Source organism: Halorussus litoreus (genome assembly GCF_003382685.1).
Taxonomy (GTDB): Archaea; Halobacteriota; Halobacteria; order Halobacteriales; family Haladaptataceae; genus Halorussus; species Halorussus litoreus.
Map to the genome: position 1 here is coordinate 1 of NZ_QLVG01000002.1, position 15,456 is coordinate 15,456.

Below are 15,456 nucleotides of genomic sequence, written 5' to 3' on the forward strand. Positions count from 1 at the left end.
AGAGGTTCGACTGATCACTCTCGGACGATTGTTCTACCTCCGGACGGTCGTCGACGCCGAACTCACTCGCCTCGGGCCGATCGAGCCGTGAATCACGGTCGCGGTGGTCCACGTCCGCACCGAAGTCTTCGAGCGAGGTTTCGACGCTCGTTTCAGTCACTTCGAGCTTGCCATCGTCTCCGAAGGCGGTCTGCTGTTGAATTTCGATTTCTGGTCGATTGCTCATGTGAATTGAGCCTCCACCCACTGGAGGCTCCGAAAAACTGCCCCCGAGCGTCGTCTCAGTCTTCTTGAGAGCGGAGCTCGGTGGCGCGATGTTCGAGTCGGCGAAGGATCTGGACACGCTGCTGGTGGGCGTTCTCGTAGGCGACGCAGGCCCGCAGCGTCTCCATGTCGTTGATCGTCACGATACCGGCGTTGAGAAGTCGCGTGTTTGGGGGTTCAAGACGCTGCTCTGGTGATAGGCCGCTCGATACCGTGGATTGCTCTGACGAGTTGCTCACTGACTGTCGCCTCCGCCCCTGCTTCGGCGACGAAAAAACAGCGCCAGTTCGCTCTCCGTTTCGCGTACCTTCTCAGCGACAGACACGGACAGACACTGTCCGATGCAGGACTCGCGGTGAGGATTGCCCCACTACTGCTGTTGATCGAGGAATTCGAGAAGCGTCTCGATATCCTCGGCCGAGGCCGATGATTGGCCGAACAGACTCTTGAACCGGTGATCGAGCCCACCCTCTTCGATGAACGCGTGTGCGTCACTGAGCTGTTGACGAAGGGCATCAGCATCTCCGCGATGCAGATGTGTCTCGACTCGATCTAAATCGATCGAGGGAATCGCAGCAAGGACATCTGCGAGATCTGTTTTCCGGCCACTGTGGAGTTTCGCGGCGACGAGGACCTCGCCGGCAGCTGCTCGTGCAGTCGTTGACCGAGTACCGCCTGAAATCGTCGTCGGGGAACTGTGCGTGCGCAGATAGTCGAACGACCACTCCGCTTCGGTCTGTCGGCAGCCGAGGCCGTTCACAAGGATGTCCACGCCGACCGGGTGGGGTAGTCCCTCGGTTCGCTCGAAGCATTCGATTTCCCGGTTGTAGATGGTTTCCTCTGCTGGCACTTCGAGCTCTGCCGTTCGTTCGAAGTCGCGTGATTCGAGAAATGCAACGACTTCGTCGTAGTCGTCCGGTGCGATGACGAGATCGAGATCGGTCGAGAACCGTGGTTCGAACTGACTAATCGCGTATCCGCCAACGAGGACGAACCCAATTTCTGACTGCTCTAGTTCTTCGAGTACTTCGATGAGTGCCTCACTTCGGTCTTCCTGGCTCATACTTAGGCTGGCTCCATGCGGTAGGTCGCATCAGTGTCGACGTCGTCGTACATTCGGCCGAGCATGTCGAGTGCCGACTCGAAGGTCGCGTAGTACTCGTTTGCGAACGCCACGGTCTCTTGGAGCGAGATGACGGGCCGGCCGTCGACCATCTCGGCCTCGATCTGTGACCGCGGCTCGAGAACAACCTGTATCGCACCATCGAGGTCGTCGGCCGGTTGTCGTTCCTGTGCGACCGGAATCCCGAATCGGTCGAAGAACGCTGTCCAGCCGTCGACGTCCTGCTCGCGAACAGCGATGAACAGCGGATAGTCCTCCGGGTCGCGGGCGACCTGGTAGCCACCGCGTGTCCAGACGTAGACGGCATCGATAGCGGTGAATGCGTAGTCCATGCCAGCGAACTGTGGGAGGACGTACGCCTCCGGGATCGATGGTGTCGAGGTGTCTGCTGCCACGGCCAAGAACTCGAGACCGACATCACGGAGCGTCTGATCGACGAGCTGGAGGCCGTCATCGTACGCGACGTACCCGGCCTCCTCGATGCGGTTCACGACGCGACGGATCGTCTCCCGGTTTTCGTCGATCTTCCGCGCGACGCCCGAGATGGAGTCCCCTGTATCGAGCGCGAGGAGGACCTTGAATTCCTTCTCGCCACACGCTTCGTACATCCTATAGATACACAATTCTGTGCAACAACCAAAAGATTTACTCTTCGTGTGAGTGTGGGTTGCTGATTCCACTCATAGGTCGGGTCGCGGAAGTTCGTTCGAACACCCCCGCACCCCTCGGGGGGCGACAAACAACCACCGTGACTGCCTGCCCCATGAGGGTGTCGTCGAACTATCCCCGAGAATTGGGTTTCCGCCGACAGTCGGTGATTCGACTGGTAGCAAGAGCGGGCATATCGATCGAACCCGTGGGGTTATGATGAACCAGAGCGGTAGCGTACATGATTGGAGGATTCCGTTCATGGCACAGCCAAATCAAGGCGATAAGACCGTCAAGGAACTCGTCCAACAGCACTGGAATGGCCGGGCAGCGACGTTCGACGACGAGAGCCAACATGGAATCCATTCCGACGAACAACACGACCGCTGGCTCACAGTATTGCGCGAGTGGACCGGCGACGATTCTCTTGACGTCCTCGATGTCGGCTGTGGGACGGGCGTTGTCTCGATATTATTGGCAGAGCTTGGCCATGCTGTCATAGGGGTCGACTTCGCGCCAGAGATGCTCGAACGTGCCCGAGCGAAAGCCCGACGGACAGACTACTCGGTCACGTTCCAGCGAGGGGATGCCGAGGCTCTCGCCCTGCCAGACGATACGGTCGACCTGGTCACTGCGCGCCACCTCGTCTGGACGCTCCCTCGTCCCACTGCGGCACTACAGGAGTGGCAACGTGTCGTTGAGCCCGGTGGCCGGATTCTCCTGATTGAGGGCTACTGGGACCACGACGAGCCGTGGGATGAGTACGAGCAGATGCACGACGACCTCCCGATGTACGATGGCCGACCCCCAGACGAACTGCGCGACGTGCTTGCCGACCAGGGATTTGCCGACATTACGCATGAACCGCTGATGGATGCGACACTCTGGGGTCGGGAACCCCACCACGACTACTACATTATGAGCGGTACGGTCCCCCGTTGATGGCCGCTAATTGCTTATTCAACATGTACCGGAAGGTGGAGTCGGACACCACTGGAACCGGAACTGTTCAGTGACACTCTGTCTCCCTACGCGAGGTGGGAAACGTCTGCAGGCTCGTCGACGTCGTCGAACTCGCCCCGCCCAACCGGCTTCCAGTCGTCGTCGGGTTCTGGACTCCACCAGTCGACCTCGTAGGCGCCTGGCGCGCCGAAGACCTTCACCCGCGCCGATCCATCCGGCAGGTCGCGACGCAGTTTCTCGTCGACGTGGAGGTTCCAGGTCGAGTCCGTGTCGAAGCAGGCGAGGACGGCTTCCTCGTAACCACGTGTCTCTCGGGATTCTTGGAGTTCCACCTGCGTGTTACAGTGCTTGCAGAACACCCCCTCGAACGGGATGTGGCTGAACACCTCGTGCCCGCAGACCGGACACCAGAGGAACTCGATCAGTGCCTCACTGTAACGGTCAATGACTTCCAGACTCATCTGTGGATCTGGCCTGATCGGGACGGGCCACCCTTCTCGGCCCGAAAACAGACTTCACCGCAGGTACGCGTCCATCCTCAGGGCCTTGTTTAGACGCGGGACGAGACTGGGGGTTTCTTTCGCCAGAGACGTTACGAACCACGCGGTCAGTTAATCTGTGAGTGTTCGAGGTAGTTCGTACCCTCGGGACGCTCGGACTTATCGTTGTCCACGTTACAGCCTACATACGCAGTGTACAGAGAGCAAGACAAACTGAAATCCGGGGTACGCTTACGGCTGAAACACAACTCGCCGAATCAGTATTGTTATTAGACGGCCGATACAACTTGGCCGAAATGGGGATTCTTGAAGACAAATCTAACGCTCAGTTCTTTTACAAGTACCTTTCAAAGGTATACGACCAAGTCAACCGGATAAATTGGACTGAAGAGATGCGGTCGGAAGCGTTGGAATGGCTGGAGTTTGGCGCCAATGATAGAGTTCTTGACGTGGGATGCGGGACTGGATTCGGAACTGCAGGATTATTAGAATACGCTGACAATGTTCATGCTCTCGACCAGAGCATCCATCAGATGGAGAACGCTTTTGAGAAGTTCGGCAAGCAAGGTCAGGTAACCTTCCATATGGGTGACGCCGAACGCCTCCCCTTCACGGACAACACCTTCGATATTGTCTGGTCTTCCGGATCTATCGAATACTGGCCAAACCCAATTCAGGGTCTCAAAGAGATTCGTCGTGTTGCCAAACCAGGCGGTCAAATACTCATTGTCGGTCCAGATTACCCCTCCAACCCAATCCTTCAACGCGCTGCCGACGCCATTATGCTGTTCTATGACAAGGACGAAGCCGACTATATGTTCACCGAGGCAGGGTTTGTTGACTTCCACCACTACATCCAGCAAGCTTCATCTCGAAGTCCGAGAGCTATCACGACCGTCGCACGTGTTCCTGACGAAAATATACAAACCCACGAATCCTTCGCCGCTTCGCCATAATTAACCCAGGTGAACGATGAATCGGCCAGTGCAGTAAATTGACCGAAGTTAGCAGGCAAGCTCGATATTTCTCACGGCTTCTTTCAGCACGAGTTCACGGAACTGACCAAACCACGTTCTGCTCGGAGCGTACCGCACTGCTCGGTTTTGGCTTTGTTGTTGGTCAGTTCACCGGAACAGAATGCTCTCTCAAGCGTCTAAATAAGACCCATTCTCATCGTTCGGCGCCGTACACGATGCGTGAGGGGGCTTCGTATCCACAATCGGGGCAGTCGTACCATCGCTGTACCTTCGCCCCGTCTGCTGACTTCTGCCCAACGACAACGTCGTCGTTCGGACACTCGGGACAGGTCAGTTCGGGAGTCGGCTTGTCCCGAAGTATATCCCGGAACGTGGTGGTCTCCTTCGTCTCGAAGCCCCGCGACCAGACAGGATAGCCGTCAACGAGGATTGCTCCACGCCATTTGTACCGGTAGGAGTCCGGTGCCCGATACAGGACGGCTCTCGCCCCGGCCTCGGTATTCCGGTACGCAAGCGTCGGTGTACGGCTCTCACGCCGCCAGTTTGTGATTCGAGGCATCTGTTAGAAGTGGACGTCAGCGGGTACGATCCAGAGTTCCTCACTCTCCTCGAGGAGTCGATCCAGCTGTCCACGGTGGCGAATGCCGGTTCCGTGTTCGGTGTACAGGAAGATAGTCGGGCCGTCGTACGCACCGACCTGATGGAAGGCGTGCCGAGCGAGATCTTCGTCGCGCATGATCTCCTCATCGGAAAGTTCGTCAAGTGCCTCCCTCACCCGTTCGAGATTCCGCTTGAACTCCTCTTTCGTCGCCTCCCAGCCACGCTCAAGCAGGTCTTGGCCGTCATCGGAGTCGACGGGGGCTGCAGTCGGTAACTCACCCCATCGCGCCTTCCCCGCAACGGACGTGTCCTCCTCATCGAACGTCACGTGGTAGTCGAAGACGGCGCTGGCATGTGGGTCCGCGCCGACCAGGCGGTCGAACACCGTCTTTCCGGTGGCCAGTGCGTCGTCGTGGGTCGATTCTTCTACCAGAGCGTAAATCACCATGTGCATCTCGAACACCTCGAAGCGCCGACGCACCGGGAATGATTGCTCGCTCACTCCTGCTGCGCCGGCACCCATCGCCGGCGCTCGAAAAACCTGATCTAGCGGTCGATTCTTAGGACTCGTTCGCTCGGTCGACTGTGATGGTTAGATCGCCCGACGCGTAGTCGGCCTCGAAGTCGACGGTGAACGCATCCGAGTCGTACGCGGCGTGGTAGGCACAGTGTCGTTCGAGTGACCCCGTCGCCTTGAAGTGGAAGAACGCAGCTGAGGTGTAGGGCTTGCTCTGGGTCTCGACCTGCGTCTCGACAGAGGCCGGGAGCGCGATTTGTGGTGTGTCCGTGTCGATACTCGCAGCGAACGCCTTCGCTTCCTCGACGGTCGCCTGCGAATGTGCGGGCGTCTCGCCGGTTAGCACGTTTACCGGCGTCTCGGTATCGTTGGTGAACAGGACATCGTGGAAGGTGCGTGTCCCGAGGACTGCGTCGGGATCTAACTCGCAATCGTGGAATGGGTCGTCGTCTGGTTTCTCGGGCATCCAATCACGAGCCTACGGTGGGGCTCAGTCCTTTTTGCCCCAGAAAAACCACCATCTGCTTCGACGCAAATCGGCCTACGAGCGGCTGAGTGTCGCGTCCGGAGACGGTGCTTCACCGCCCGGGATACGCAGTTCCTGGCGTTTCCCGACCCACTCGCCGAGCTTCTGCTTGAGGTACTGGCGAGCAGTCGACTGGGTGAACACACCCTTGTTGACCATATCGACAACGACGTCTTTCAGTGCCCGGAACTGCCCCTTCAGATGGCCGTCGCCGACCGGCTCGCCATCGTGCCACCGAACGGTCGCGAGCGCGCCGTTCCCGACCGTCTCGCCGTGGTCGATTGTCTCGGAGTCGTACTGCAGGCCGAACCACAGCGTCCGGTAGGCGGCCACCTCGAAGGTGGGTGACACCACGTAGAACGCCTCGTGATGGAGGTAGTCGAGATGGTTAGCGATGATCTCCTCGAGCGTGAGCCCGGTGACGCGAGGCTTCGGCTCGACGACCGTCGACGGTCGGTCTTCGCCGGCGAGGTACCCGTCGACGGCATCTGCCTCGAGGCCATCGGCCAGTTCCGCCAGCAGCTGTTTCGCCCACTTGGAGTCGGTGTCCTCGCCACCGAACGGCGACTCAGCCGAGATTCGGTGCTTGAGCTTGAGATTCGCTGCACCCCAATGAGAGTAGTGGAGCGTGTACTGTCCGTCAGTTCGTTCGTACGCAACGAGTGCGCGGTGGCCCATTGAACAATCACCTCGCAGGACGACCCACGACTGGATCGCCCCGCACCCCTCCCGGGGGACGAACAACGCTACTCGTCGATCGGGTCAGGGGAACTGAGGTCCGCGTACAGCACCTCACCGTCGCGGACGACGTACCGTTTCGCCAGCACGGGAAATCGGCATTTGGTAAATCCGGCTGTCTGGATGTCGAATTCTTCGTCCGGTTCGAGATATTCTGCGAGCGACCGGAGGAACTCGTGGGTGACGATGCCACCGTCGTAGTCAGGAAGACCGTTCTCACGGGCCTCGTACACTTCGAAGCTATCGTAGCCCCAGATAACGAGTTCGCCGTCGTCGTCCACTTCCCAGTTGAGCGTCCCGAAGCAGTGGTTCTCACAGAGCTGGCGGGCTGCCTGTGGATCCGATACGAGCGCGCCGGTCGATGTCGTTGCGGCTTGGAGTGTTGCCATGGGTTGTTCTCGGGAGCGGTCTCGCGCCCCCGCACCCCTTCAGGGGGCGAACAACCGCTCACGCTGTAACGGCCACAGGACACTGCACCGCCGACGCGTCGAGCTGTCAGGATTCTTTGTTGACGTCACCGTCCCCCGTTGTATTCGGTTGGGTGAGAACATCCACCTGCTCAAGGAGCGTCGTCGCTGTGCTAATTCGCTCTCGATCAGCGGGCTCCAATTGGTCGACGTCGATACTGGTGAGGCTGCTGAGCGCGCGGTGGAGTCGATAGCCGGGGGTGTCTCGTGGGTCCATGTGTGCGCCTCCGCCAATTTGCGGCGCGAAAAACACCGGCGAGCTGTCAGCAGGGCAGTCCGGGGGTAATCACGAACGGGCCTCCAGTTAACCAACAGAACGAATCGACATCAGGATTCGTTGGTTAAACGGCCACCGTCTCTACTGACTGGCTTCGGGTTCGGGCCCATAGCGAGGTGTCCCGCACCGCTGACACTCCCACAAGGGCTGTCCGGTCCACTCGTCATCGGGGACAGCCTCGAGTTCGCGGAATCGATGCTTCGTCTCCCGACCGCACTCCCGGCACTCGAGGTGAGTTCTGTTCGGGCGCTCGCGTCGTGGCTGTTCGGTATCGGTCTTGTCAACGGATTCCTGGAGCGCAATCGCTGGCACCAGCCAGAGGTCGTTGTCTGCGTTCTCACGAAGGCTTCCAAGACCCTCTTCGGTGCGAACCGCGCTCCCGGTTTCGTCGTAGAGAAACGTCGCGTGCTCGCCGTCGTGACGGGACTGCGTCGTCTCGGTCCACGCCGTCCGCTCACGAGCAGCCGCGAGCAGCTGATTACCACATTCAGACGTGATCCGTGTTGCCGAGGGGAACGAGGTCCACTGATCAACAAGCTGTGGGGCCGGTTCCTCGTCGAGATCGTAGATTAGCTTGCAGTCATCGACTACTGGGTCATCATCTCCCTTCGCGAGGAGGGTGGCCGCAGCAGATCCCTTCCCGACGGCGCCGTAGAACGTCGACGCCTCAACGAGCAGCTGGATGACGTGGCGGTGAGTCGTTTCGGCAGTCGATGTGTCCTGATCATCGGCTCCTTCGAGATGATTCGTGAGACAGAACCGGCACTTCGACTGGTCGGTGGGGATTGACGCTCCACAGGAAGCGCACTCGCTCTCATCTGCTGTGGGGCCGTCTGGATAGTCCGTGTCGACGCCACCAGAGCGTTGGCGCCGGGGCTGGCCACTACTACTGGCGAGTTGGTCGTCGGGAACGTGGGTCGCTTCACCGAGCGGTCGGAGGGCTTCGTAGTCGGCGTACTGATTGGTCATAGAGTATTCTGGCCGTATCATGCTTCGTCTTCGGGTTTAAACAATAGCTCTCACATTAATTAGCCTACAGACAGGGGGTGTCATAGAGCGGTTCGGCTCTATTGAAATCCTCAACGGATAACATATTCTGACGCAGGTCGGTAAGTACAGGCGACCCACAGATCGTTCGGTACAGCGACCGAATCAACCTACACAACTTCTTATAAGTCGTCGAAGTCAGCAACGGTAGTCGCCATGCCGAGAAACATCAACCCAAACCCAGCGGCACCTGCCGGGATCGAGCTCTGTAGGAGGAATCCGCCGGTGAACGCACTAACACCGCCAACAATAGCTCCACGCTTCCTTGCCGGGGCGGCCTCACGAGAGAGAGAAATAAACGTTCGGCGATGTGCTATCATCATTGAACTCACAGCCACATAGAGCGGTAATAGTGAGATTGTAAGCAAGTGATCTGTCGCAGCGAATTCTGCGACGGACGCCGTAACTAACAGTCCAACAAGTAGTGACACAGCGTACCGGAGGGCACGACGCATATCCCGAACTGTGGTTACTGCGGCTAAAAAACCATCTGTGTTACATACACTGGCCGACTGGCTTTCCGGTTATTGTGCACACCGACTAAGCGGCTGTTTCACTCCAAATAGGCTGGTAAGAATCCGTCTCGATGTGATGCGTAGCTTCGGTAAGTACAGTTGAATCAGTTATCGGATTCCGCTGCTCCATCTCCACGACGACGGAGAAGAATACTAATGATAGCAACAATAGCGACACCTGCGATGAGCTTTGACCGTGACATACTGAATTAGTCTACGTACTACCGCATAAAAAGTGTACGGCTACCGTAGAACGGGTGACAGCGTTCCGCTCCGAGTAGCCCTATCTTTGTGTAGCTTGTACTGTCTTCTTTAAGTGTGAGTATACAAAATGCGCCACCTACTGAGCGGCTATTGCACCGGACACACTGGTGAAGAGAAGCGCACTAGAAGTTAATCGTCGGCACACTATACCTCCAGGATTTCACCAATAAGAGCCAGTGATACGACTGATATCGTTCTCTCCGAGTCTACTAGTAGTTACTGTATATGGAACGCCCTCTCCCCGAAAGTGTCACTGAGTGTGTGGCTGCACCACACCAATCGTCTACTAGGACGAGCTCACGGGCCAGCACTCGCTCAGACAGATATCAGACCCGGGAATTGTTAGTCGTGATTTTCGCGCTCGGTGATCTCGGCAAAGGCAACGTTCTCAGTGACGTCGGTGATTTCGACGGTGACACGCTCGCCGCGCTCGGTATCAGGGACAATGACGACGAAGCCACGCTCGACACGCGTGATGCCGTCTCCTTGATCGCCAATATCTTCGATTTCGACGGTACGCTGCTCGCCTTCGGCAACCGGTGGCGTGCTCGGCGTCTGCCCGCGCTGTGAGTCGGTGGGAGTCTCGGCAGCGTCGTCGGTGGCTGCTGCTCCGAGAACAGCCACGCGGTACGTGTCGCCCTGCTGCAGCTCGCCACGGTCTATCTCGCGCTCGGGAATCTTAATGAGATACGTCCCGTCTTGCTGTTCGACAGCGCCAGCGAATAGACACCGCAGTTGGGTGGGAATCTCCATTACTCGTGTTCTGATCGAGATACGCAGTGAAGCCCACTTGAGGCTGCGGTCTGGCTACTCCGGCGCGACGACGTCCCCACACGATGGACACTCTGCCCAAACGCCGTCAGTCCCGTCGTCTTTATTGTATTCAACAAGCAGCCACGCAGAGGTAATCGGGTCGCCACAGTCCGGACACTGACCAAGCGACGAGTCATCGGTAGGCATGCCTAGGGGTGAAAGGAGCGTGTGACAGGTCCTTCCACGTGGAGTTCACTCCGGTTGGAAGATAAGCCTTTGGCGGGTTTACTGGTTGTACACCCCCGGATTTCCGGAGAAAATCCCGCACCAGTACCATTAACTCACTGCTGCCGGAATATCGGATACTCATGAGTGTCCGTGCGGTACTCGCTCAGCTACTCCCCGGTGACGAGCCGGAGGTCGTCGTTGAGTGCCGCCACTGCGGAACGAAGCTCCCACCAGACGCAGATCAATGTCCTGACTGTGGATCAGACGAGATCGGGCACCACCGGATTTCCGAGTAACTGATCGTGCTCCTCGGCAGCGAGCGTCATCAAACGGCACACACACCGTCTATGACTACCCCGACAAACGGTAAGTACAGGTGGAACACGCATCGTTTCATATGGAAAACCTATTTACTACGCTGGGTATTCGGTCGAAATATGCTTGACTCCCCACACGTTCGCTTTATTATCAGCTTCCTCGCCGCGTTTCCGCTCTCAGCGATTATTTCGCCACCCGATATATTCGGACAGCTGTTCGTCCTCGTACTCCTCGTAGTGGTCTCGTACTACCTGAGCTACAAAGGCGGATACGATGCTCTCCTGGGCAACTGACTCGATACATTCGCACACCTACGGAGCGGCTGTTTCACTCAGGATTTGCTGGTAAGAATTCGCCTCGATGTGGTGCGTAGCTTCGGTAAGTACAGAGAAACAACTTATCATCCAGCCAGCCGTGGTTTCCGGTATGAAGTCTTGGTCCTCGGCGTTAATCGGTCTCGGAATAGGTGGCGTGCTTGGCTATCTATTCGGTATACGGCGTGGAGATTGGTGGATTGGGGGTAGTATCGCAGTTACGTCATCAATCGCAGCGTACGGGTTTCTTGCATATCCCCAGTATCGATTCAAATGGTCTGGTCCTCACTCGAAATTCTGGTACACTCTCCTCAGCGTGCTTGCCCCGATAATAATGCTTCTCACGCCAATTAGCCCGCTCCTCCCGGATGACCTGTCGATAGTGGCCCTCTTAGGGAGTATCTGGACCGGTGGCGTGTATGCTGGAGTGGCGCTCGCACACGAGTCTCCAGACACTACTAATAACGAAGCACCATCTTCGTCTCCCAGTGATTGACGCTCGGTACGCAGGCTTGCTTATCGGCGTGTTCACCGTAGAGATAGATGAAATCAACTTCGCTGAAAGCGTTCTATGACAGCCTCTACAGACAACTGAAAATCAACAGTAGAGGCGTTAGACAGCCAGTTCGTCCAGTGTGTCGCGGTGGGTCCGAACGGTGACCGCTGAGACGTTCGCTACTTCAGCGATGTCCGACTGGGTGAGCCACCGCCCGTCTTCGCGTCCGGCTTTGTACAGACAGGCTGCAGCGAACCCGGACGGCTGAACCCCCGTGGTTGCCCCGGTCGATTCGGATGCTTCCGCCAGCTGCCGAGCCCGCTGCCGGATCTGATCGGAGACGTCGAGCTCCGACGCCAACCGTGGAACGAACGCACTGGGCGTCACGGGCTGGGCAGGAAGGCCAAGCTCCGTATTCAGCGTCTTGTACGCGTTCGTCACTCGCGATTGCTCGACGCGCGCCGGGTCGGTGACGTCCTCGAGGGTTCGCGAGAGTCCGTCGCACCGACAGGCGCCGTAGACGCTCGCGGTGGCCATCGCTTCGATCGACCGGCCCTGCAGGAGGTCCTCGTTCTGGGCGCTCCGGAAGAGCTGGCAGGCCTGGTCACGAATCATCTCGGACAGCTCAAGTGCGCTCACGATCCGGCGAACCTCACCCAGACCGTGCGCGAGATTGCGCTCGGCTTTCGACTGAAACCGCCCACGGGTCTGTTCACGCCGCATCCGAGCGAGCCGCCGTCGCTTCCGTCCTGAGAGTTCGTTCCCGTTCGCATCGGTCCCGCGGCCGATCTCCGTCGACAACCCTCGATCGTGTCGTGCCGCCGTCAACGGAGCGCCAGTTCGTTCACGCTCGTCGTCGAACGCTCGCCACTCTGGCCCGTGGTCGATCCGCTCCTCGTCGATGACGAGCCCACACTCCTCGCAGATGGTTTCGACTGCGTTGGTGGTGACCCGGCCGTCGCACTCGGGACATTGGTTAGGGTTCGCTTCCTTCTGGGTTTTCAACCTCCGCCCCACACTCGGCACAGGTAGCAACCGTCTGTTCTGGCCGGTCGATTTCGTCGAGGTGGTCGTCGACGAGCGCGTCGATATCTCGATAAACGACGAATGCACTCCCGATTTGGACATCGCTGTCCCGAATCGAGGTCTCGACATCGGGAGATTTCGCGAACGGTTCCGGATGCGGCCACGTTTCAGGCTCCGCTGTCCCGACCCAGTACGCTGTCCCAGACTCGCCATCCCAGTATGCGTACCCGTGGTCACTAACGAGGGAGGAGACAGTCTCTCGAATCGGTTTTGTGCTGAAGAGGTAGTCCAGCCCCGGCTTCTTCGCGTATTGGTTGACCAGCGCTTCGGTGGACATAGCGTCCTGGGTCTGCTGCCAGAGTTTCTGTTGGACGTGAGCGGACCCACGAGCGCCGGCGTCGCGTTTCACGATCTTATCCTCGAGCGTTGTCTGGACAGCGTCGACCAGTGTCGTCCCGCCGTTGGATTCGGTCGCACCGATGGTGATGTGGGTAAGCCCGTCCCGGTCAGGGTAGTAGAGGTGCCGGTAGACGTTCCGAACGAGCTCTCCGAGCATCAGCTGTGCCTCGTCGCTCCGTTCTCGAAGCTCCTCGATTTGTTCCGAGGAGAGGTCGGCTTTCTGTTCGGGGCTATCAAGCAGGGCCTCTATAGCCTCGAGACGCCGAGCCTCGTCGATTGCCGCATCCATTCGATCAGCGTCAGGGGCGAGGAACAGAGCGTAGTTCTTGTAGATTCGCGTCTCAGTCTCTCCCTCGTGTTTTGCGGCTTGCTGCTCGTAGAGCTGAGTCACACGATTTGGCGGCGTATCGCCGCCGTCTTCGACAGCAGCGGTGTCCGGATGCATCACCGCGAGCTTCGGCGTATCCGGGGTATCCGGTAAGTCCGCTGGCGATTCAGGGAACTCCACCGGCTGGAAGCCACCATCGCCGATTTCCTTCGAGGTGAGACGGTTCTGGAAACGCGAATGAGCGCTCGCTTCGGGGGTAGACTCGATCCGCTGGTCGATGATCCGGATCAGATTTGGTTCTTGCTTGAATCGGAGGCGCTCTTCCTCGTAGAGGAAGTAACACGCGACGTCCATATCGTCGCCCCGGAGTGCGGATAGTGCGGCATCGTAGTCGTCGAAGTTCAGATTGGGATGACCGATGGCGAGGTTCAGATCGGCGTGAGTTAGGCCGGCGGCCTGTTCACCGTATGCGAGGCTGTGCCAGAGAACTGTCGTTGTCAGATGGGTTCCGAGGGGCGGGAGACCGTTTTCGGTCCATTTCCGATCCTCAAGCTGGGCGTGCGCGGTACCATCGTCGTCGTAGATGTCGGCGGTCACTGCGGGGCCGAGATCGACGAAGTCGAATAGGCGCTCACGAAGGATCGTCTGAATCCCGCCGCCAGGATCGTCATCAGCGACTGTGAGGTCGTAGATCCGAATCCAGTGGCGGTCGTAACTGTCGGGCTGGTGATTCCAGAGGTAGTAGACGGCTCGAGCAAGCAAGCGGAGGGCGTCACGAGTGCGTTGGAATCGAGGGATCGTATCGATCTTGTCCGTGAGAGCGTCGATTAAGGAGGGATGGAAGGGGTATTCGCGAGCGAGGACATCCACGTAGCCAGCGTCGGTGGCTTCCTGTGGATACTGCCGGTCTTCCTGGTCATAGAATTGGAAGTATGAGTCGGCGGCTTCGTGCGCGGCGTTTTCTGGAACTTCCGAGAAGAGTCGGTGCTGAAGGACTTGTCCGATCTCGTTTTCGTCGGTCGGCGTGACCGTCTTGTGCTGCCGCCGGCCAATCTCATTGACCTCCTCGATATGGTCACGGACGCCATCACGAACCCGGTCAGCCTGCTCACCAAAGGCCGTATCCGCGATAGAGTAGACGACCGTGACGTGCTCCGATTCGGCAGCCGCTTCGAGGAGCGCCATCACGAACGAAAGCGTCTGATCGGCGAGCGTCTTGTCGCCGACAGGCGTGCCCGCGGCTTTGTTCATGTAGTCGGCGATTTCGTCGATCAGAATGAGGGCCGGCTGGTCGTGCTGAGCGAAGAGTTTCGAGAGCGTCCCCTCACCGGGGGCGTCCCGGTCTTGGTCGTAGTCCTTGAGGTACTCGTAGCCATCGAGCCCATAGAGCTGGTACGCGAGTTCACCCCACATCGTCCGGGTATTCGGAGCATCCGGATCGTCGTCGGTATGGCGGGCATCCTTGCTATCAGCCTTCGTTCCGATGAAGACCCCCGTCGCAATATCGAGGCCCTCTGCCACCGCATCTTGATAGTCGGCCGCAAGCTCCTCGTCGCCGTCCAGCAGGTAGTGTGAGAGGTCGTCAATATCTACGGGGTTCTCAGCAAGATGGTAAGAGGCGATGAGGTCGTGCGTTTTCCCACCACCGAACCGTGTGTCGAGACAGAGAATGCTCGAAGTATACGAGCCGGGGTCGTACTTTGTGGTCGCCAAGAAACGCCCCGTGAGATTGGAGAGCAGCGTGCGGAGACCCTCCGTGGGATAGGTCATATCGTAGAACGAGTCGGGGTCTCGATAGACTGGTGCTGCCTTCTCAGGGTTGTGGACGACAGTCGAGAGTTTCGCAGCGAACTGTTCCTCTTGGAGCGAGCCGTCTAAGACGTCGTCTCGTGGCTGACAGCTTTCGAAGAGAGAAGGGTACTCATTACTCATCGATTTCCTCCGTGGGTGAGGAATCAGCTTCTGGTTTGGATACGATTACGAATTCACACTCCGTGCTGTTCTCGATGATCGCCTTGGCGATCCCCTTCGACTCCGCGACATCGACCTTGATAGTGTCCCCAACCTCCGCATCGAATTGGTCGAGTTCGGGTCCCGACAGATTCACCCGGCCCGATTGGCCGGTGTTCTGTCCAATTGTCTTCTGAGTCATCTGGATAGTCACATCA

At 58.3% G+C, this 15,456-nt stretch carries 20 protein-coding genes; 3 read left to right on the plus strand and 17 right to left on the minus strand.

Annotation, left to right across the window (positions count from 1 at the left end):
• The 4 genes from DPQ64_RS09665 to DPQ64_RS09680 form a co-directional block, all read right to left on the minus strand.
• A partial coding sequence (locus DPQ64_RS09665; RefSeq protein ID WP_115864153.1) for a hypothetical protein occupies positions 1–226 on the minus strand: 226 nt, incomplete at its 3' end.
• Between the two features lie 55 nt (positions 227–281).
• On the minus strand, positions 282–503 hold the full coding sequence (locus DPQ64_RS09670) for a hypothetical protein (RefSeq protein ID WP_115864154.1): 222 nt from the start codon (positions 501–503) through the stop codon (positions 282–284).
• 131 nt (positions 504–634) lie between these two features.
• Positions 635–1,327 carry a nucleotidyltransferase family protein gene (locus DPQ64_RS09675; RefSeq protein ID WP_115864155.1) on the minus strand — a complete coding sequence of 231 codons (693 nt, stop codon included), beginning with the start codon at positions 1,325–1,327 and terminating at the stop codon, positions 635–637.
• 2 nt (positions 1,328–1,329) lie between these two features.
• On the minus strand, positions 1,330–1,995 hold the full coding sequence (locus tag DPQ64_RS09680) for a helix-turn-helix domain-containing protein (RefSeq protein WP_115864156.1): 666 nt from the start codon (positions 1,993–1,995) through the stop codon (positions 1,330–1,332).
• 301 nt (positions 1,996–2,296) lie between these two features.
• Between DPQ64_RS09680 and DPQ64_RS09685 the strand changes: the two genes are divergently transcribed.
• Positions 2,297–2,977, plus strand: a complete 681-nt coding sequence (locus DPQ64_RS09685) for a class I SAM-dependent methyltransferase (RefSeq protein ID WP_115864277.1) — start codon at positions 2,297–2,299, stop codon at positions 2,975–2,977.
• 86 nt (positions 2,978–3,063) lie between these two features.
• On the opposite strand, the gene DPQ64_RS09690 is transcribed toward DPQ64_RS09685, so the two are convergent.
• A complete protein-coding gene (locus DPQ64_RS09690; protein WP_115864157.1) occupies positions 3,064–3,459 on the minus strand; it encodes a DUF7567 family protein in 396 nt (131 codons plus the stop codon).
• A 335-nt stretch (positions 3,460–3,794) separates the two neighbouring features.
• Between DPQ64_RS09690 and DPQ64_RS09695 the strand changes: the two genes are divergently transcribed.
• Positions 3,795–4,454: a methyltransferase domain-containing protein gene (locus DPQ64_RS09695; protein ID WP_115864158.1), complete on the plus strand. Its 660-nt coding sequence runs from the start codon at positions 3,795–3,797 to the stop codon at positions 4,452–4,454.
• Between the two features lie 214 nt (positions 4,455–4,668).
• Here DPQ64_RS09695 and DPQ64_RS09700 read toward each other — a convergent pair whose 3' ends face one another.
• From DPQ64_RS09700 to DPQ64_RS19550, 9 genes are all read right to left on the minus strand, one after another.
• Positions 4,669–5,034, minus strand: coding sequence for a DUF7568 family protein (locus DPQ64_RS09700; protein ID WP_115864159.1), 366 nt, complete (start codon positions 5,032–5,034; stop codon positions 4,669–4,671).
• A 3-nt stretch (positions 5,035–5,037) separates the two neighbouring features.
• Positions 5,038–5,529 carry a hypothetical protein gene (locus tag DPQ64_RS09705; RefSeq protein ID WP_115864278.1) on the minus strand — a complete coding sequence of 164 codons (492 nt, stop codon included), beginning with the start codon at positions 5,527–5,529 and terminating at the stop codon, positions 5,038–5,040.
• Positions 5,530–5,635: 106 nt separating this feature from the next.
• The gene (locus DPQ64_RS09710) at positions 5,636–6,058 is read right to left on the minus strand and encodes a hypothetical protein (protein ID WP_115864160.1); all 423 of its coding nucleotides are present in this window, start codon (positions 6,056–6,058) and stop codon (positions 5,636–5,638) included.
• Positions 6,059–6,133: 75 nt separating this feature from the next.
• Positions 6,134–6,796 carry a DUF6735 family protein gene (locus DPQ64_RS09715; RefSeq protein ID WP_115864161.1) on the minus strand — a complete coding sequence of 221 codons (663 nt, stop codon included), beginning with the start codon at positions 6,794–6,796 and terminating at the stop codon, positions 6,134–6,136.
• Between the two features lie 68 nt (positions 6,797–6,864).
• Positions 6,865–7,245, minus strand: coding sequence for a hypothetical protein (locus DPQ64_RS09720; protein ID WP_115864162.1), 381 nt, complete (start codon positions 7,243–7,245; stop codon positions 6,865–6,867).
• Positions 7,246–7,351: 106 nt separating this feature from the next.
• Positions 7,352–7,540 carry a hypothetical protein gene (locus tag DPQ64_RS19895; protein WP_115864163.1) on the minus strand — a complete coding sequence of 63 codons (189 nt, stop codon included), beginning with the start codon at positions 7,538–7,540 and terminating at the stop codon, positions 7,352–7,354.
• A 141-nt stretch (positions 7,541–7,681) separates the two neighbouring features.
• Positions 7,682–8,569, minus strand: coding sequence for a biosurfactant protein 1 (locus DPQ64_RS09730; protein ID WP_115864279.1), 888 nt, complete (start codon positions 8,567–8,569; stop codon positions 7,682–7,684).
• 1,199 nt (positions 8,570–9,768) lie between these two features.
• The gene (locus DPQ64_RS09740; protein WP_115864164.1) at positions 9,769–10,179 is read right to left on the minus strand and encodes a TRAM domain-containing protein; all 411 of its coding nucleotides are present in this window, start codon (positions 10,177–10,179) and stop codon (positions 9,769–9,771) included.
• Between the two features lie 54 nt (positions 10,180–10,233).
• On the minus strand, positions 10,234–10,386 hold the full coding sequence (locus DPQ64_RS19550) for a phage terminase large subunit family protein (RefSeq protein ID WP_230892484.1): 153 nt from the start codon (positions 10,384–10,386) through the stop codon (positions 10,234–10,236).
• Positions 10,387–10,844: 458 nt separating this feature from the next.
• Here DPQ64_RS19550 and DPQ64_RS19220 point away from each other — a divergent pair, with 458 nt between their 5' ends.
• Positions 10,845–11,018, plus strand: a complete 174-nt coding sequence (locus tag DPQ64_RS19220; RefSeq protein ID WP_168216306.1) for a hypothetical protein — start codon at positions 10,845–10,847, stop codon at positions 11,016–11,018.
• A 634-nt stretch (positions 11,019–11,652) separates the two neighbouring features.
• Here the strand turns inward: DPQ64_RS19220 and DPQ64_RS09755 are convergent.
• The 3 genes from DPQ64_RS09755 to DPQ64_RS09765 are packed head-to-tail and all read right to left on the minus strand — an operon-like array spanning position 11,653 to position 15,440.
• Complete coding sequence (locus DPQ64_RS09755; protein ID WP_232820539.1) at positions 11,653–12,561, minus strand: transcription initiation factor IIB; 909 nt, start codon at positions 12,559–12,561, stop codon at positions 11,653–11,655.
• Complete coding sequence (locus tag DPQ64_RS09760; RefSeq protein ID WP_115864168.1) at positions 12,512–15,220, minus strand: ATP-binding protein; 2,709 nt, start codon at positions 15,218–15,220, stop codon at positions 12,512–12,514. Before DPQ64_RS09760 ends, DPQ64_RS09755 begins: the two co-directional genes overlap by 50 nt.
• Positions 15,213–15,440, minus strand: a complete 228-nt coding sequence (locus tag DPQ64_RS09765; protein ID WP_115864280.1) for a hypothetical protein — start codon at positions 15,438–15,440, stop codon at positions 15,213–15,215. Before DPQ64_RS09765 ends, DPQ64_RS09760 begins: the two co-directional genes overlap by 8 nt.
• Positions 15,441–15,456: the final 16 nt, after the last annotated feature.

What these genes read in the sequence shown, in the direction of transcription:
- DPQ64_RS09685 (WP_115864277.1), top strand. Translation starts at nt 2,297, where the DNA reads ATGGCACAGCCAAATCAAGGCGATAAGACCGTCAAGGAACTCGTCCAA.
- DPQ64_RS09710 (WP_115864160.1), bottom strand. Translation starts at nt 6,058, where the DNA reads ATGCCCGAGAAACCAGACGACGACCCATTCCACGATTGCGAGTTAGAT.
- DPQ64_RS19895 (WP_115864163.1), bottom strand. Translation starts at nt 7,540, where the DNA reads ATGGACCCACGAGACACCCCCGGCTATCGACTCCACCGCGCGCTCAGC.
- DPQ64_RS09690 (WP_115864157.1), bottom strand. Translation starts at nt 3,459, where the DNA reads ATGAGTCTGGAAGTCATTGACCGTTACAGTGAGGCACTGATCGAGTTC.
- DPQ64_RS09715 (WP_115864161.1), bottom strand. Translation starts at nt 6,796, where the DNA reads ATGGGCCACCGCGCACTCGTTGCGTACGAACGAACTGACGGACAGTAC.
- DPQ64_RS09680 (WP_115864156.1), bottom strand. Translation starts at nt 1,995, where the DNA reads ATGTACGAAGCGTGTGGCGAGAAGGAATTCAAGGTCCTCCTCGCGCTC.
- DPQ64_RS09720 (WP_115864162.1), bottom strand. Translation starts at nt 7,245, where the DNA reads ATGGCAACACTCCAAGCCGCAACGACATCGACCGGCGCGCTCGTATCG.
- DPQ64_RS09700 (WP_115864159.1), bottom strand. Translation starts at nt 5,034, where the DNA reads ATGCCTCGAATCACAAACTGGCGGCGTGAGAGCCGTACACCGACGCTT.
- DPQ64_RS09760 (WP_115864168.1), bottom strand. Translation starts at nt 15,220, where the DNA reads ATGAGTAATGAGTACCCTTCTCTCTTCGAAAGCTGTCAGCCACGAGAC.
- DPQ64_RS09695 (WP_115864158.1), top strand. Translation starts at nt 3,795, where the DNA reads ATGGGGATTCTTGAAGACAAATCTAACGCTCAGTTCTTTTACAAGTAC.
- DPQ64_RS19220 (WP_168216306.1), top strand. Translation starts at nt 10,845, where the DNA reads ATGCTTGACTCCCCACACGTTCGCTTTATTATCAGCTTCCTCGCCGCG.
- DPQ64_RS09675 (WP_115864155.1), bottom strand. Translation starts at nt 1,327, where the DNA reads ATGAGCCAGGAAGACCGAAGTGAGGCACTCATCGAAGTACTCGAAGAA.
- DPQ64_RS09765 (WP_115864280.1), bottom strand. Translation starts at nt 15,440, where the DNA reads ATGACTCAGAAGACAATTGGACAGAACACCGGCCAATCGGGCCGGGTG.
- DPQ64_RS09730 (WP_115864279.1), bottom strand. Translation starts at nt 8,569, where the DNA reads ATGACCAATCAGTACGCCGACTACGAAGCCCTCCGACCGCTCGGTGAA.
- DPQ64_RS09740 (WP_115864164.1), bottom strand. Translation starts at nt 10,179, where the DNA reads ATGGAGATTCCCACCCAACTGCGGTGTCTATTCGCTGGCGCTGTCGAA.
- DPQ64_RS19550 (WP_230892484.1), bottom strand. Translation starts at nt 10,386, where the DNA reads ATGCCTACCGATGACTCGTCGCTTGGTCAGTGTCCGGACTGTGGCGAC.
- DPQ64_RS09705 (WP_115864278.1), bottom strand. Translation starts at nt 5,529, where the DNA reads ATGCACATGGTGATTTACGCTCTGGTAGAAGAATCGACCCACGACGAC.